The organism is Segatella salivae F0493, assembly GCF_000477535.1.
Classification (GTDB): Bacteria; Bacteroidota; Bacteroidia; order Bacteroidales; family Bacteroidaceae; genus Prevotella; species Prevotella salivae.
In genome coordinates this window covers 1-18,557 of the sequence record NZ_AWGW01000006.1, presented here as the reverse complement: position 1 = coordinate 18,557, position 18,557 = coordinate 1, and the positions used below count along the sequence as shown (strand labels likewise).

Genomic DNA, 18,557 nt, shown 5'->3' with positions numbered 1-18,557 from the left:
GACCTCGCAATTCATACCATTTCACCGCATGAAATGAGCCAGATTGCAGCATGAAATGAGCCAGATTGCAGCGTAAAATGAGGCAAATTGCAGCGTAAAATGAGGCAGATTATAACATGGCATAAACCCCATTAGTTTGCAACACACATGCATCAACGCCATCGGTATTACGCTTTCTAAGCGTAATCTATTATTTATAAAATCATGAACATATTTGAAAACAACCATAACGCTCATGGCATGACGCGATAACCATGGCCAATCCATAAGAATACATATAAAAAATTGCAAGAGAATGAAATATTGATTAAATTTGCAACACATAGACTTTCTACGTCCATTTAATGCAAAATATATTCATTTGGCTAACGATAAATCAACAAACAAAACGCTATTCAACGAACGAAGAATTTGTGATTTTCGCTGAGTAACAAGAGGATGACGACGTAAAAAGAATGATAATTTGACGCTCTAAACGTAAAAAGATTTATTCATCACCATTCAACCATAAGGATAAATATGAGAAAATGCCTGATTCCCTGCATGATGATAGTGTGTTCCACTATGCTAAATGCGCAAGAACAAGCATCAAAAACCAAGCGCATTACAAACATTGCAATTGGTCTAAACCATCATCATGACTCATTACTCAATAGTCGTTTGAACGTTGGTCTCGTTAGTGAAGTAGACAGTTTGCGTGGTTTGCAGGTGGGATTGCTTTATGGTGGTATTCGACATGACGCTCATGGAGCACTCATTTCAGGGCTTGCCAATGCCTCGCATGCCTTAAAAGGTGTTCAGATAGCAGGCTTTACGAATCTCGTTTTCACACCACTTCGTGGATTGCAACTTAGTGCTTTCACCAATACGGCAATGGGAATGAATGGCGGCTTGCAGCTAACAGGATTATCAAACATTACCGCTGGTGATACACGCGGAGTGCAAATCGCAGCTTATAACTATGCTGACACACTACGAGGAACGCAGATTGGTCTCATCAATGCAGCGGCTTATCGGCCGAAAGGTGTGCAGATTGGCTTCTTAAACTATTCGCGTGATGCGCAAACGCGGCGCTACGGACTCATCAATCTCTCGCCCGAAACACGAGTAGATTACATGCTTTTTGGTGGTACTTCATCGAAAATCAACGCAGCATTAAGGTTTAAGAACAAGACAAGTTATCGCATTTTAGGCTTTGGTACGCATTATATGGGCTTCAACAGAGAGTTCTCTGGCGACATATTTTATCGTTTCGGACAATATATCCCCCTGTCATCTAAGTGGACGTTGAGTGGCGATTTGGGATTATATTTCATTGAGATTGCAAAGAAAAAGACCATAGAAGGACCGCGTCATCTCTATTCTTTGCAAGCACATCTCAACTTGGATTACCAAATCAACTCCGTGGTAGGAGCTTATATTTCGACTGGTTATGGCACCACACGCTACTATGGTTCGCACGAAAACTACCGCAGTAAACCAATGATTGAGGCCGGAATTACCTTACATTATGATCGTAACCATGAGGCCGAAACAAAGTGGATTGACGAGAAAATACGTGACTATAACTTCCAAATGCGCCTACTTGAGCAGGCAAAGAGTGACAGTTTGTTTCGCTTTTACGACCATAACTATACGAAACAACGCTGGGGAAATGCACTCGCGGGCGTGGTGGGAATCAATGTTTTCGTGCATTGTTTTGACCGCTTTGTCTTGCGTCGCGACTTCGCCAAAACCACTTTGAGCAGTACATGGAATAATTTTAGACACGCTTTTGTGTGGGATAACGATAACTTCAAAACGAATCTGTTTGCTCATCCCTATCATGGCAACCTCTATTTCAACTCGGCTCGCAGCAATGGATTTAGCTTTTGGCAGAGCGTTCCCTTTACCATTGGGGGCAGTATGATGTGGGAATTCTTCGGAGAAAAAGAGCCTCCAGCCCTCAACGACATGTTAGCTACGAGCTTTGGTGGCGTTGCAATAGGAGAAGTTTTCCATCGAGTTTCAGCCCTCATCCTTAATGATCGCGCCCACGGAACAAATAGATTGTTTCGCGAAATGGCTGCAACCATCATCAATCCTATGCAGGGATTGAAACGTATTCTCAATGGAGATGCATGGCGAACTCGCAATAAAAACTTTCTCTATCATAACTTTTCAGAGATTCCAGTAGAGCTTTTGATGAGTGTAGGTGACCGATATCTGGCTGACAATGGTACGATATTCCGCGGTGAACACCAACCATTCGTGACGTTTAGTCTACGTTATGGTGATCCCTTTAACCAAAACACATCCTCTCCTTACGATTACTTCACTGCAAATATAGCAATGGGATTCACAGGCAATCAACCTTTTGTGCATGGTTTTCACCTTACAGGCAGACTATGGAGCAAGCTGGTTTATGATGGGAAAGAAGGCCAAACACTTTGTGGTATCTTTCAACACTTCAACTATTATGACTCACAACCCGTGAAAGATGGTAGTTCTCAAACTCCTTATCGCATATCAGAAGCTGCTGCAATTGGACCGGGAATGATTTGGAGATTCCCTGAGATTGGCAATAAAAACAAGTTAGAACAGAGTGTATTTGTAGACTTAATACTCCTTGGTGGGACTAAAAGCGACTATTATTCTTTTATAGATCGCGACTATAATATGGGCTCGGGATATAGCTTTAAGAGTCGAACGGAGATGACTTTTCCTTATCTTGGTCGGCTAAGTCTAAACCTTGACTACTATAGAATCTATACATGGAAGGGCTATGAAAATAAGAATTACACGACAATAGACCCGCTCTATCTAAATGCACAGGGCGATAAGAGCAATGCAGAACTAATGGTTATCAACCCCGTTCTATTGATTCAGATGAAACATAACTGGGGAATGGAACTGTCAAGTAACTTCTATATGCGCAAAACGCGCTATGCCTATCATGACAATGTGGCTACACGCACGTTTGAATTTAGGGCAGGTTTGGTCTATAGATTCTAAGAAACACAGACTAAAGATAGGCTTCCTGCGAGTGTCTTAGAATGCCATTAACAGTTCATTTCTTATGGATTGATAGCCTTTGTGTATGTAACAGCAAGACATAAGGACATAAAAAAAGTCGTTCATAAAGGGGTTTGCCTCTATGAACGACTTTTCATTAGAAAACTTTTCAGTTTGTTTGTGCTTCACTTTTGCAGGTGATAGCACGATCTTCTTTAGAAGTTGATGTCGACACCAGCACCAAACACGTTGTTGTTTCGTGTGAAATCAGCCTTATAAGGAAGTATCGTTCCGTTTAAATTTTCAGTCTTATCACCATTGAAATGGCTATAGAAAGTGTGGAAATAAGCCACATTCAAGTCAATCTTTTTACTTAAATGAATGCATGCACCCACACCAACTGAGTTTGAATTGGCCACAAATGACTTGTCATCCATATATTCTTTGGTCAATCCATAGCTTGTGTTCTGCCAGCCAGCACTAACAGTAATGGTCTTTGTTGCATCAAATTCAACGCCTGCATTCCATTCCATCGTACCGCGTTTGAGTTTATCCTCACGGTGTTGATAGGCAGTTGCCTGCTTGTCGAAATAGTAATGGAAGCCTGCATTGATGCGCAATGCATCAACAGGAGAGTAACCTGCACCAATAGCGAGATAGGCAGGGATGTCTGCAGCGACCTTCTTTCCATCGGCAAACTCACCAGTTGCCTCATCAATCTTTTGGTCGAATTGTTCCTTTATGCCTTTCATTGCACCTAAAACAGCAGGATTTGTGAGCACGGCTTGAGCCTGAGCAGGAGTCATTCCCTTTTGAACGAACATCACACCCAAGGTTTGTGGGAGGTTACCTATACTTGGAAGTTGATTCACTGCCTCATTCTTTAGGCGCATACGCGTTTTGAATTCATACTTCATTGCAAAGTTCCAACGACCTGTTTTATAGTCAATTCCCAACACAGGAGTAAAGCCAACACCAGATTGATCGCAGTTTAACTCAATGTTAGCAGAGCCAGTTTTCGTTGCATCGAGCATGGTATAAAGAGGTACATTGCCTACTTTGATGTTGCGAACGTAGCCATAATAGTTGCTCAAAGCATACACTCCACGTACTCCAGCAAAGGCACTTAACTCGGGCAATACACGGTAAGCAGCACCTAAAGAGAAGCTATAATAATACTGACGGCCACGCATATAGCTGTCGAAGCTATAGCCTTTCTTTCCAAACATGGCTGGCGAAGTGAGACCAAGTGCACCATGTGAGGCGCCATCTAAAGCCTGAGCTAAACCTGTTACGCCCATAGCGGTTTCACCAACTATCTTTTCAAACGAGCCAAGTCCATTGTCGAAGGTGCACTTTCCGCCTCCACCTGTGATGCCAAACATCGCTTGGAAAGAGAACTTTTTCCAGTTATAAGCGGCCTGAATTGATGGTAATACGGGGGCGAATGCTGTTCCTTTGAATTCTCGAGTAGTAGAGTTGTTGTTCTGATTCAAGGCATAAAGCGGGAACTCATTATTGATAATACGACTCTGAAACACGAGTTGCCAGTTCAAAGAAAGATGCAAACCATCTTTTAAAAAGGCTACACCAGCTGGATTAGAATACACTCCATCAATGCCAATAGAAGCCTCACGACTTAACATTCTGTTGAAAGCAACATTCTGATTTGTGTTGGTCAGCAGTCCACCTGCCCATGATGCTTGCGATGAAAAGATAGCAAGCGCGATAAAACTAAATTTTAATTTATTCATCTTTATAAACCTTAATGCAATTCGTCGCAAAGGTATTTAGATTGTTCTTTATGTCAACAAATCTCCCGATATATTTAATTTGTGTTAACATTAAAAGGCAAGTTTTCTGCACATTTCTTATTTTTTGTGCAATAAAATTGCGCATTTCACGAAACTTTGTGCAATGAAAATTATAACTATTCTACGGAAAATCTACTATCAATTGATATAAATTTCTTGCAAAAAACAGGTTCTATACAATAAAAAATAAATTAAAGATGCTGGTCCTTTACACTGGATCAACATCATAATAAATATGTAAGGCAGCATAACGTTTGTCTTGCATCATCTGCTTTTGAACGTAACGAAGCACTTCACGCACACGTTTTTGATCAATTCCATTCTCAAGTTTAATGATAATCTTACGGATATGCATCGTCTTTACGCGTGCAATCGCAGGCTTATCTGGCCCAAGTATACGGTCAGAGAAGTATTGACGCAGGCGACTTCCCATTTCTAATGCTGCTGTTTCTACTATCTCATTTTTGTTATGTTTGAGGTAAACATAAACCAAATGAAAGAAAGGTGGGTAATGAAACAGGGCACGTTCATCAAGTAAATCCGCACAAAACGATTTGAAATCATGCGCTACAACCTGCCTGATTATAGGCAACTCAGCACTCTTTGTCTGTAAAATCACAAGTCCTTGTCGCCCCTTTCGGCCCGCACGCCCACTCACTTGACTCATCATCATGAATGCATGCTCATAGGCACGAAAGTCGGGATAGTTCATCATTGCATCTGCATCGAGTATCCCTACAACGCTAACATTGTCGAAATCAAGGCCTTTACTAATCATCTGAGTGCCTATAAGTATGTTCGTTCTTCCTGCTGAAAAATCGGCAATGATACGCTCATAAGCATTCCGAGTGTGTGTGGTGTCGAGATCCATACGCGCCACCCGCGCTTCAGGAAAGAGCTCTCGAACCTGATTTTCAATCTTTTCCGTGCCATAACCCCTACTGACAAGTTTCTCACTTCCACACTGAGGGCATTTTGTAGGCATACTATATGTGAAGCCACAATAGTGACATGAGAGTAGATTTAGATTCTTATGAACCGTCAAAGTGACATCACAATTCGTGCACTTTGGCACCCAACCACACTCCGTACACTCTATTCTTGGTGCAAAACCACGCCGATTTTGAAACAAAATTACTTGCTTTCCGTCTTGCAAAGCATTGCCAATCGCTTGCAAAAGTCGCGGCGAAAACAGACCTTGCATCATTTTTCTGTGCTGCAAATCCTTTACATCTACCACATCAATCTGAGGCAGTTCTATCCCCTTAAAGCGTTTAGAAAGCGTCACGAGTCCATACTTTCCTTGCTGTGCATTGTAGTAACTTTCCATCGAAGGAGTGGCAGTTCCCAACAAGGTTTTAGCCTTATAGAGCGATGCTAACACGACAGCTGAGCTTCTGGCATGATAGCGCGGAGAGGGCTCTTGCTGCTTAAAACTCGTCTCATGTTCCTCATCTATGATAACCAGTCCAAGCTTCTGAAAGGGCAGAAAGACAGCACTACGCGCCCCAAGCACAACATCATAGGGAGCATTGGAAAGCTGTTTGTTCCATATTTCCACACGCTCGGCATCGCTATATTTAGAATGATAGATGCCCAATCGATTTCCAAAAACCTTCTTCAACCGACTCGTTATCTGCACAGTCAAGGCAATTTCTGGCAAGAGATAAAGCACTTGCTCGCCCCGATCGAGTGCCTGCTGAATGAGATGAATATAGATTTCTGTCTTACCGCTTGATGTTACACCATGCAAAAGCACTACATTTTTCTCAGCAAACTGTTCATTTATCGAGTTAAAAGCTTCTGTTTGAGCTTCGTTCAACGGCTTCATCAACTCAGGATGTGCCTCTTCTGAAGTGTTCAAACGCCCCACCTCCTTCTGATAAAGCACAAGCATTCCGCGATCAACCAATGCTTTGATGACAGCCAACGATGTGTTTGTGGCATTCATCAACTCTTCACGTGTCAGCTCAACCGGCTGTTGTTGAGGCGCATCGCCATGGAGTGTATCCCAATGTGAGAGTGCAAGAAAACCCTCAAAAGCCTTTTGTTGTTTCGTGGCACGCGCCAAAAGATTCAACGCAACATGCAGAGTCTGCTCATTACGATAGGCAGAACCCAGCGTAATATACGTCTCTGTCTTCGGTCGATAGCCTTCTTCCGCCTTCAATCCCGAGGGCAATGCAGCCTTATAGATATCTCCCAACGGCGAGAGATAATAGTCTGAAATCCATTGCCAAAGCCTCATTTGCTGCGGAAGCAATATGGGACGCTGATCAACGACCTCTATGATAGGCTTCACTTCAAATGCCGGCGGCTCTTCAACAAGGCGCATCACGATGCCAATATAATGCTTTGATTTACCTAACGGCACGAGCACACGACCTCCCACCTGTACACTTGCCACTTGTTTCTCGGCAACTGAATAGGTGAACAGCCCGTCTAAGGGCAACGGAAGAACCACTTCTACGAATTTCATGCGCCTGCAAAGATAAATAAAATAATAGAGAATCTGATAACACACCCAAGGAAAAGCAAACCCTCACGGAGTTAACTCCAAAGGCAAAAAGTGCTCATAACACAGGCAGCGCAATCTATAAAGCGAACGCTTTCACGCAACCTCTCAGCCCCTTATTGTCAAAAGTATTCTTAAAAAAACGCCCTTGATTTTCTCTGAAATAGGAAAAATAGAGACCCAAAGTGCCTCTTTCCACCACAAAACCAAGATAAAATCCAACTCCATAATATGATATTGCTCAACAAAACATGCCAAATCACGCTGCAATCTCATGCAAACAGAAGCATAAAAAGCCTGAAATCACAACGTCAACAGACATAGATTGTAACTTCTCTCATTATCAATCAGTTACAATATTGAATCCCAGAATCATGAGTACCTTAATAATTAACGATAAAAGAACAGCGATTACAAGCTCAATACCTTTTTCCTATCTTACCACTACCATATAATAGAATATTTGTTTGAACTCCGGAAGATTAAGATTATAGGATTCCAATAAAAGAATATTATAATATTCATTGATACCAAACAAACAAATAAAACAATCTTTCCAAGGATTTTAAACAAAAGAAGAGTGAGATATATCACTCGGGAAACATCTCACTTCTCCTTATTTCTTAATTTAGTTCAATTGGAATGTTATCATTTCCAACCAGGGTTTTGTACGAGTTTCTTGTTAAGTACTAACTCCTGTGTCGGGAGTGGATACAGAAAACGTCGATCATTAGCCTTCCATTTTCGCCCAGCATCATTAAGTTGCTTAGCAGCTTTATATTGATAGAGATACGTAGCGCCATCATAGTTTATCGTAGGACGCCCTGTTTTACTATCAAATGTGCCTGCAGGGAACTCACTGATTGATTGTGGAGTTATCTTAATTCCCAGCATTGTTTTAGGGTTTTCTAATAATTTCATCGCATTCCAACGCTTTAGATCGTCTAAGCGGAAGCCTTCTGCGACTAACTCTATACGTCTTTCACGGCGAATTTCATATAGTAAATTCGATAATGTATAACCATAATTAATTGGCTTTTCATCAGTAACCGGCGAGATTGTTAGGTGAGGCATTTCTACGCGATCACGCAATTTATTTATCGTTCTGTCTAAAACTGTTTGTGTACACGTATTTAATTCGGCATTAGCTTCTGCATTAATGAGTAAAACTTCTGCGTAACGATAGACAAACCAATCAAAGGTTGAATTGCGAGCTTCCTGTTGTGTTGTATTCGCATGATGGAATTTTACGCAATCATAACCTGTAACACTCTTACTAGAACCAACTCTATTTGCTGCTTCATTAAGGATTCTTTCTCCATTTCGGATATAATATGGTTTATGGTTATTGTCGACTATCTGGTAAAGACGAGGGTCGCGATTTCTAAATTCGTTTTCCATATTATCATCACCAGAATAACCTGAGCCATGGTTATAAATAGGTGTACCATCTTTCATTAGGAAAGATTCAACGAAATCTTTTGATAATCCCATTCCACCATTTTGCACTTGACGACCAAGTTCGTGTGTCAAAACAGAGGGTTCATAGAATCGTGCAAGAATACATTCCTTGTTTGTTGAAAGGTCTTCCTGGGTAAATTGATTTGAATAATAAAGTGGATAGCCAGGGAAAGGCATCTGATCGCACCCCGTATCAGAACCTTTTACGATTTCAAATCTTCCACTATTCATAAGCGTATCAGTTTGATTAACCGCTTCTTTTAACAAAGCATCAGCCGAAAGATTACCAGTACTCGTTTGGTTATGATACTTTTTATAAGTTCCAAAATAAAGATATATGCGTGCTAACTGCGTTCTTGCAGCCTCTTTATTTAAGCGTCCTGATTCTGATAAAGCCTTTTCAGGCAGCCATCTTATAGCAAATAAGAAATCTTCTATCACATGCTGTAGTACAACATCTTGCGGATCACGTGGCTTAAAGAGTTCATTGGTATCATCGGTTTGAAGATCTTGACTATAATAAGGTACGTCTCCAAACATCTTAATCTTATTAAAATAGAGTAGCCCCCGGAAGAATCTTACTTCAGCTACATATTTATTAATTTCATCTTGATTACCAACTACTTTCTTGTAGCGCTTTAAGAAATAATTACAGTCACGGACATCATTCCAGTACCAGCCATTCCCGGCAGACGCTTCTGTCGGAACTGTCATCTCATCAAAAAGGTAAGGACTATAATTAGACGTTACAAAATTATCACTAACGTTATCAAGTGTTGCCGAAGGACTACTCAAAAAACCATACAACCCATTTGCATATAGCTTTAAATCTTTAGTTGAATTCCAATAGGTTTGGTCTGTAAAAGAATCTCTCGGCGATAAATCCGTATAATCACATGCCGCAGTCAGTCCAGCAAGTAACGATAATGCAATATAGTTTCTAAATCTCATAATTTTAGATTTTTAATTGATAAAACATTAGAAAGTTAAGTTTAATCCTACCGCAACCTTCTTATTAATTGGATAAGTCATATTGTTTAAGGTCTCAGGATCAAAGGATTTTATAAGAGATGTAAATGTGAAAAGATTCTCACCTGTAACATAAATCCTTAGACGTGATATTCTAATTTTGTTCAAGATAGCCTTAGGAATAGTATATCCTAAGGTAACATTCTTAAGACGACAATAGCTTGCATTCTGTAAATAGCGAGAACTTACTACACGATTACCTCTATTAGACCAACCTAATTTCGGGAAATAAGCATTTGTTCTCTCTGGCGTCCAGTAATCGAGTGATGTTGTTAATGGCGTTTGCCACTCGTCTGTGAAGCCCCAATAAGCAGAATTTCCAGAGCCAGGGAACCAGTCTCGTTTTCCAATTCCTTGCCAAAACATTTCGAAATCAAACCCTTTATATTCACATCCCGCAGTAATACCATACGCATATCGTGGTGTTGAGTTACCAATTATTTTCCTATCACCAGGTTTCTTTAGCGTATTATCTCCTATATCTATTTTCTTATCACCATTTAAATCTTCAAAACACACATCTCCGGCGCCCCATTTACCACCATAAAGATAAGACTGATTTGGATGAGAGGAAGCTTCTTGATCCGTTTGGAAAAGTCCTTTAGAAACAAATCCCCATATTTCATTCAATTTACGACCTTCATAATATTGACTAATAAGCCCTGTTGGATTATTGAATTTGGTTATAGTTGATTGGTAATCTGAAAGGACTCCCTTTACATGATAAGTTAAACCACAAGCCAATTTGTCATTCCATTCTAATGTAAATTCCCAACCTACAGTTTTCAAATCGGCCGCATTTTGACGAGGAACTTTTGCCCCTAACACAGCAGGAAGTACTTCTCCATCAACAAGCATATCCTTTGTATTACGACGATACCAATCGAATGATAAATATAAACGATTACGAAGGAAATTTGCATCAAAACCAAAGTCTACCTGATCAACTGTCTCCCAGGTAAACGATGGACTTACAAGTCCAGGTGCAGTAATAGCAACAGGACGCTTTCCACCTAACAAAGCCGCATATTTACTATTAATTCCATAAGTTGCTAAATAAGGGAAGTTACCATCAACAACTTGATTTCCCAATGAACCATACGACACACGTAACTTAAAATTATCACACCACGTCTTCATATTCTCCCAAAATCTTTCTTCAGATAAACGCCAAGCAGCCGATACAGATGGGAAGAACTGGTATCTATTCCCCTTTTTAAATTTTGAAGAACCATCATAACGACCATTAAGTTCAAGAAGATATCGTCCAAGAAAATCATAGTTTATACGTGCGAAAAGACCATTAACAGCCCATTGTCCCATATTACCATTAATGCTCATATCACCTGTTGCCTGATTAATAGCAGCATTATTAGAATCTATTAAATCCTTTCTGCCTGCATAATAATATTGAGTTCGTTTCTTTTCTTGATTATAACCCATCATAAACTTAAAATTATGTAGCTTGTTAGCTAAAGACAAACTATACTCTGCAAAAGCATTAAACGAAGAGTAATAATCATCGCTATTCGCATTTGTTACACTACTTGGATTTGTCCATGGATAAAAGTTTTCTGTACCAGGAACAGCAGTATAATCATAAAAATTACGCACATGTTGAGTTGAAGACAAGCCATAATAATTCCAAGTATAGTCTGCATTGATAATAAGTCTTTTGACAGGAATAAGTTTTATCGCAGCGGTCATCCACAAATCATTTTGTTTATAGTGTGCATTTCCACCCTGAGCTTGGATTGCAACAGGGTTAGTAAAGTTACCTTGTCCTGCATAATGACCATCAGGATGCTTTACCGGCATCAGAGGACTTAAATCTGATTTCATCATACCACTATAAGCAGATAGTCCTGAATACGCAGTAGAATTCATTGCAGTAGTACCACCTGTTGGATGCATTTCAGTGGTATAGGTATGTGAAATCTTAGCAGAGACCTCCATCCAAGGTGTTAATTCTGATGTAATATTGATGTTTGCATTATATTTATTGTATTTTTCGTCTGTTGCTTTCAATATACCACCTTGCTTGTTTGCTCCTAAAGAAGCATAATATCGTGTCTTTTGACTTCCTCCACTGATGCTTGCATTGTAAATTTGTGAAAAGGATGTCTTGTATAACTCTTTCCACCAATCCGTATTTCCGCAATAACCATATTTAAAAGCACTATAACTCTTATCAAAGAATACAGGGCTATCGTATTCTCCCTTTGCATATTTCTCGGTATAGGTATATACAAGAGGATTGAAGTAGTGACCACTTCCACCGCTATTCTGATAAGCTAAGTCTATCATTTTTAAGTAATCTGTAGAATTCACATTATGCATTTCTACAGCAGGTTTCTGCCAATATCCAGATGCAGAGAACTGAACTACTGGACGAGAATTAAGCTTACCTTTCTTTGTAGTGATTAAAATTACACCATAAGCTGCACGAGCACCATAAATGGCGGATGATGCAGCATCTTTCAAAACAGAAATAGATTCGATATCATCAGGGTTTACTAAGTTCGGATCCATTTGCACATTATCAACTAAGACTAATGGCTCACCACCATTAAGAGATGTCGTACCTCTGACATTAAAAGTCGAACTAGCACCCGGTGCACCACCTCTACTCATTGATACATTAAGATTAGGAACAACACCCTGTAGTCCTTGTCCAATATTGCTTATGGGACGGTTTTCTAAAACATCTCCATTGACAGATGCAACTGCACCTGTTAAATTTGCCTTTTTCTGAGTTCCATAGCCTACAACAACGACTTCATCCAGTGCTTTTGAGTCTTCATTCAAGACTATCTTTATTGCATTGCCATCCCATTTCTTTTCTTGGTTCAAATAACCAATATAAGAAACAACTATGGTACAACCATTAGGAGCATTGCTAATACTAAATTTGCCATCGAAATCTGTAACTGTTCCCTTTGGCGTTCCTTTTATTACAACTGATGCACCAATAATTGGTTCGCCCTTTTGGTCTACAACTAAACCTTTACAAACATTGTCCTGTTGTTGTACATTAACATTGTTTGCACTTGCTTTCGCTAACAAAGGACAAATAACTGCAGTCCCGGCATATAAACACAGGGCTGCAACTAATTTAGTTCTTACTTTCCTCATAAATTAAAAGTTAATAGAAATTGTTAAATTATTAAATTATTTATATGATGTTTCTCCAATATAGATATTATATACTATAATGAAATTACAATAGATTCAGGCTTTTATCATAAAATATGATTTATTGGTTACGTAACAGATTAATAGTTAAAATAAGACTACGGCTATCATTTCTTTTATAAATAAAAGAGGGGCTATTCTCTTGAGAAAGAGTAAGGAGCCGCATTTATCGTATTTCCACGTGAGAGATTAGGCTGAGCCGAGAGATTGAACACGATGCTTGCGCCCTGTTTTAACTCATTGAGTTTGAGATAATTCATGTTCCATGGCTTTTCATTTAGCGTCATCGAAGAGATATATTTATTCGCAGAAGAACATTGAGGAGCATCAATTGATATGGTCTTTCCATCGTATAGATGCAGCTTTACCTGCTTAAAATAGGGCGTTCCGATGGCATATTCGCCACTTCCTGGGCACACTGGATAGAATCCAAGCGCAGAGAATACATACCAAGCTGACGTTTGACCATTGTCTTCATCGCCACAATACCCATCAGGATTTGCCGTATAAAGTCGATCCATTATATTGCGAACATGAAGTTGAGTCTTCCAAGGCTGGCCCGACCAATCATATAAATACGGCATGTGTTGAATCGGTTGATTGCCATGCGCGTAGTTTCCCATGTCCATAACTTGCATTTCTCGTATCTCATGTATCACTGATCCATAATAACTATCGTCAAAGATTGGCGGAACAATAAATACAGAATCCATCATCTGATTAAACACTTCGTTGCCTCCCATGAGGTTAATGAGCCCTTGGGGGTCATGGAATACGCACCAAGTCCAATGCCATGAGTTGCCTTCGGTAAAGGCATCACCCCACTTATAGGGTGAGAAGGGTGACTGAAACTCTCCGTTTTTCAATCTTCCACGCATCATTTTAACCGATGAATCGAATACATTACGATAGTTTAATGCACGCTTCTTAAACGGCGCTAATTGCTTTTTAGACTTCCCAATGGCCTTACCTAATTCATAAATACACCAATCATCATAGGCATATTCAAGCGTACGGGCCACATTTTCGTTGATTTTCACATCGTAAGGCACATAGCCTAAGCGATTATAATAGTCGAAACCTTTTCTTCCTGAAGAACTAATCTTCGGATGAACTGCCGATGCTCCATGCACAACGGCTTCCCAAAGTGTCTCTGCATCTTTTGTCTTCACTCCCGACAACCAGGCATCTGCCACCACAGAAGCAGAGTTGTTGCCCACCATACAATCACGATGACCGGGCGATTGCCACTCTGGTAAGAAGCCCGATTCACGATAGGCATTAGCAAGCCCTTGTTGAATTTGGAGATTAACTTCTGGATAAAGCAAGTTTAACAAAGGGAATAATGCTCGGAAGGTGTCCCAGAAGCCCGTGTCAGTATACATATATCCCGGCAACACTTTACCATTATAAGGACTATAATGAATGATATTGCCATTGACATCTCGCTCCCAAAGCATGCGTGGGAATAACAAACAACGATATAAACACGAATAGAAAGTGCGCTTATGGTCTATGTTTTCATCGTTCACTTCTACTCTTCCAAGCACCTCATTCCATTGTTTTTGACCATGAGCTGCTATATTTTCCAAGGTCTCACCAGCCTGTTGGAGTTCTTTGAGATTCAACATGGCTTGGTCATAGCTCACAAACGAAGATGCAACGCGGGCTGTTACCTGTTCATTTCTGTGTGAAATCTTGAAACCAACAATACACCCACGTTTCACCTTCTCAGTTAATTTTATTGCCTTTCCTTCAGGATTGAGCATGTAAGCAATAGGATGAGAAAACTGAATGACAAAGTAATTTCGGAAATTTTCGGGTACTCCGCCGTTATTCTTCGTTGTATATCCCATCACCATATTCAGCTCAGGAAGTACTACAACCTCTGAATTGTCGTCGAAAGCATCAATGACTATGCTGGCACTATCAGTCTTAGGATAAGTGAAACGCATCATACACGCACGCTGTGTTGGTGCTATTTCGGCCCTGATATCATAGTCGGCAAGATACACTTTATAATAATAGGGTTTCACATCTTCGGCCATATGCGAGAACCATGAGGCTCGTTTATCCTCATCAAAGACAGGTTTTCCAGTCTCAGGCATAAGAGAAAACATGCCATAATCGTTTATCCAGGGGCTGGGTTGATGGGTTTGCTTCAGTCCTCTGATTTTATGTGCAGTGTAAACATACTGCCAACCATCGCCATTTCTACCTGTTTGAGGTGTCCAAAAGTTCATTCCCCAAGGCAAAGCAATAGCGGGATAGGTGTTGCCTGCAGAGAGTTCAAAGGATGATTCCGCGCCCACCAGGGGATTGACAAACGCAGCATAGTCGCATGATTCGTTAGCCGACTTAATGCCAGTAGTATATAACAACGCTATCAGCAAAAGGAGAAAACCAAATCGTTTATTCATAGTTTAAGGTCTAAATATTGAAGTTAATCAATAACACAACATCGTTCTTATCATTCTGTAGAACGATGTTATGCTATCATCACACATTTTATTTCAAACTGTTTAATAAAGGTGCCTTTCCATCGGCAATGAGTTTTATCACCAGTTCGCCAAAAAGTCCATTCTGCCATGCAAACCATGGGCGCGTGTAATGATTTGGGTCATTCACATCAAAGCTTTCATGCATGAAACCTGTTCCGGCATCTGTGTGCATAAGCATCTTCATATACTTGGCTATTTCCTGGTCATCCTTTGAAACAAACAACTTCATCATAATGCTCATTGGCCATGCCATATTATATCCAATATGTGGACCACCAATACCTTCTCCTGCTTTTCCGCGGAAGAACCAGGGGTTATCTTCACTCCAAACGAAGCGTAAGGTGTTCTGATAGATAGGATCATCGAGCGAAACATCACCCAAATAGCCCATGCCCAGCAATGAAGGAACGTTTGCATCGTCAGCAAGTAGGTGATTGCCAAAGCCATCTACCTCAAGCGCATATATCTTTCCATATTTAGGATGGTCATAAACCGCATATTTTTTCAATGCAGCTTCCACTTCATCGGCCAAGTCATTGCATTGCTTAGCGAGGGCAGGCTTGTGATTAACCACATTGAGAATCTCTGCAGCTTTATGCAAACTGGAAACTGCCATGAAATTAGAAGGGATGAGAAATTGGAAGATTGTGGCATCATCCGAAGGTCGGAAAGTCGACACAATCAGTCCACATGGCTTCACAGGTGCCCCATAACCACCCCAGCCTACAGTATCATAAGCGCGGTCTGTCACACGAAGGAAATGATAAGGTCCCATTCCTTCTTTGCGCTGTTGCTCATGAAAAGTGAGCAAAGTGTTTTCAATTGCTTGCAACCAAGCCTCTCCAAAGATAGAAGTATCACCCGAAACTTTCCAATATTCATAGGCCAATCGAATGGGATAACATTCACTGTCTATCTCATATTTACGCTCATGAACTTCTGGTTTCATAGCCGTGTTGTCGCTTTGCCATTCACCTCCCGTTGGACCATCATTGAAAGCATTGGCATATCTATCGATATTTGTATTCTTAAACTCCCTGAGAATAACGCCCCGAAGCATTTTCTTCAGTTGAGGATCTTCATTGACCAAACGCACATAAGGCCACACCTGAGCTCCCGAATCGCGTTGCCACATGGCGGGAATATCACCGGTATAGACAAATGTATCGTCGTCTCCATCCTTCACCCGATAATGAACAGTCGTCTCAAGTGTATTCGGATAACAGTTTTCAAACATCCAAGCAAGTCGTGGATTGCCCTTCAATATAGCTTTAACGCGCTTAATTTCTTTCTCTATTGCTTTCGACTTGAAAAGCCGTTCGGCCATAGGCGGACGCTTACTCACAAAAGTTGTGGCATCACTTGCAACCTTATCGGTATAACGTTGTGACACTTGAGCAGACACTCCCGCAGTGGAGCACATGAAAAGACAAGCCAAAGTAAATGTTGATAATCTCATAGTATAAAATCTTAGATATTTTCTCGTAGAATCACTCACCATGAAAGATGCCATAAAATAATTCCAACTTTTTTATAGTATTAAATTAAAGCTCAAACAAGATAAGACAATCGATTACGCTTACAAAAGTAAATTAAAGAAATGATTTCACCAAATTTTTTGTTCATAAAACTTAAATAACATCTCATTCTATTTCTGTTTGGCAGAAAAAGCGCCTCATTTTACTCACCAAATTCAGTCAAATTGCGCCCTAAAAAGAATCAAATCACAACACCAAATCAGGCATTTCTCAAGAACAGGAAAATAGCATTATTTCACCGCTTCTTGCCGATAGAAATAAGATTAATCACAGGCATCATCGCAAACAGACTAAGACTCACCCAAATAATGATTTTAGGTGATTAAAGCAAGCAAATGGACCGCGTTCTTTTCGTAAGATATGCGATAAACCTTCACCTATAAGGAAGCTTATATCACCTTATATATCGAAGTATCAAGATTTTTTTATTTAACGTGGATTTACTATCTTTTATGGAGGAATTCATACTAAATTCAGTATTCTATTAGCTTACAAATCATTACTACTCCATGTTTAATATTTCGCAAATATATAAAAATTACTTGTTATGTCAAAATCTTACAAACAGAATCTAATATTTTGATAAAAGGAGAAAATTTTGAAAAGCTATATATGAATCATCTTGCATAAAGGAAAATAAATCGTACCTTTACAGCGAATTTAAAACATATACCATTGAATATGAATACAACAAAGAGAAACAAACCCATAAAGATAGAGGCCTACTTACCCCTTTTCATTTTCTATCTCGTTGCTGTTGCTTGCAGAATTGTCTCCGTTTGCATATTACCCACAATAGTCAAATATAGTAAACACGCGATATGGTTAGAACTCGGTGAAGGTATTGGCCCGGCCTTAGGTGCAGTTATCGTGACCTGTTGTTTCAAAAGGAAATGGACTTGCACCATCGCTGGGAAATCATGGCGACGCAGTGTCTTTTGTCTTACCTTTCCCATAGCCTTATTTCTCATTTTCGATAGAGCGAATGGGCTCAGGACAACATTGTTATTTTTGGGCTGCACACTTTATGCCTTCTTTGAAGAAGTGGGCTGGCGTGGCTATCTGACTGGTGAATTCTTGAAGTTGAATCAATTAAAACGAGTCATAATTATCACCACATTCTGGTTTATTTGGCATATCAATTTTCCATTAGGTATGCATGGACTCATCTTCTTTGCCATTCTTTTATTGGCTTCATGGGGCTTAGACCAAGTGGCACACGACACACACGCGCTCATCTTATGTGCCTGCCTACATGGCATTTTCAATCTTTTCAAACACAACAATGGAATACTCAATAATTATCTCACGCTCTCTCTCCTAATCTTTTCCATCGCCTCATGGTTCATTGTTTGGTACTATCCATGCCATAAAAAGTCTTCTACCAAATAAAAGGATGCCATTATAAGGCAAGAAAAATTATAGGGAATCAGAGACAAACTGCAACACACAGCCCAACTTCTCACAAATGTTTCCGCGTACGGCGAAAGCTTCAAACCATTTGGAAAAT

Annotated in this window: 8 protein-coding genes; 2 read left to right on the top strand and 6 right to left on the bottom strand. The window is 40.1% G+C overall.

What is annotated here, in order from left to right:
* Positions 1 to 564 precede the first annotated feature (564 nt).
* Positions 565 to 2,994, top strand: coding sequence for a DUF3943 domain-containing protein (locus tag HMPREF9145_RS00905; RefSeq protein ID WP_021824538.1), 2,430 nt, complete (start codon positions 565 to 567; stop codon positions 2,992 to 2,994).
* Positions 2,995 to 3,209: 215 nt separating this feature from the next.
* On the opposite strand, the gene HMPREF9145_RS00900 is transcribed toward HMPREF9145_RS00905, so the two are convergent.
* The 6 genes from HMPREF9145_RS00900 to HMPREF9145_RS00875 all read right to left on the bottom strand — a co-directional run bounded on the left by HMPREF9145_RS00900 (position 3,210) and on the right by HMPREF9145_RS00875 (position 16,968).
* Positions 3,210 to 4,748, bottom strand: coding sequence for an OmpP1/FadL family transporter (locus HMPREF9145_RS00900; protein WP_021824803.1), 1,539 nt, complete (start codon positions 4,746 to 4,748; stop codon positions 3,210 to 3,212).
* 268 nt (positions 4,749 to 5,016) lie between these two features.
* Complete coding sequence (gene priA / locus HMPREF9145_RS00895; RefSeq protein WP_021824514.1) at positions 5,017 to 7,287, bottom strand: replication restart helicase PriA; 2,271 nt, start codon at positions 7,285 to 7,287, stop codon at positions 5,017 to 5,019.
* Between the two features lie 684 nt (positions 7,288 to 7,971).
* Positions 7,972 to 9,735, bottom strand: a complete 1,764-nt coding sequence (locus HMPREF9145_RS00890; protein ID WP_021824612.1) for a RagB/SusD family nutrient uptake outer membrane protein — start codon at positions 9,733 to 9,735, stop codon at positions 7,972 to 7,974.
* A gap of 27 nt (positions 9,736 to 9,762) precedes the next feature.
* The gene (locus HMPREF9145_RS00885; RefSeq protein WP_021824733.1) at positions 9,763 to 12,948 is read right to left on the bottom strand and encodes a SusC/RagA family TonB-linked outer membrane protein; all 3,186 of its coding nucleotides are present in this window, start codon (positions 12,946 to 12,948) and stop codon (positions 9,763 to 9,765) included.
* Between the two features lie 194 nt (positions 12,949 to 13,142).
* A complete protein-coding gene (locus HMPREF9145_RS00880; RefSeq protein ID WP_021824491.1) occupies positions 13,143 to 15,428 on the bottom strand; it encodes a GH92 family glycosyl hydrolase in 2,286 nt (761 codons plus the stop codon).
* 88 nt (positions 15,429 to 15,516) lie between these two features.
* Entirely contained in the window at positions 15,517 to 16,968 is a 1,452-nt protein-coding gene (locus HMPREF9145_RS00875) for a glycoside hydrolase family 125 protein (RefSeq protein WP_036906159.1), read from the bottom strand.
* A gap of 760 nt (positions 16,969 to 17,728) precedes the next feature.
* Here HMPREF9145_RS00875 and HMPREF9145_RS00870 point away from each other — a divergent pair.
* Complete coding sequence (locus tag HMPREF9145_RS00870) at positions 17,729 to 18,439, top strand: CPBP family intramembrane glutamic endopeptidase (RefSeq protein WP_021824618.1); 711 nt, start codon at positions 17,729 to 17,731, stop codon at positions 18,437 to 18,439.
* The last annotated feature ends 118 nt before the right edge of the window (positions 18,440 to 18,557 follow it).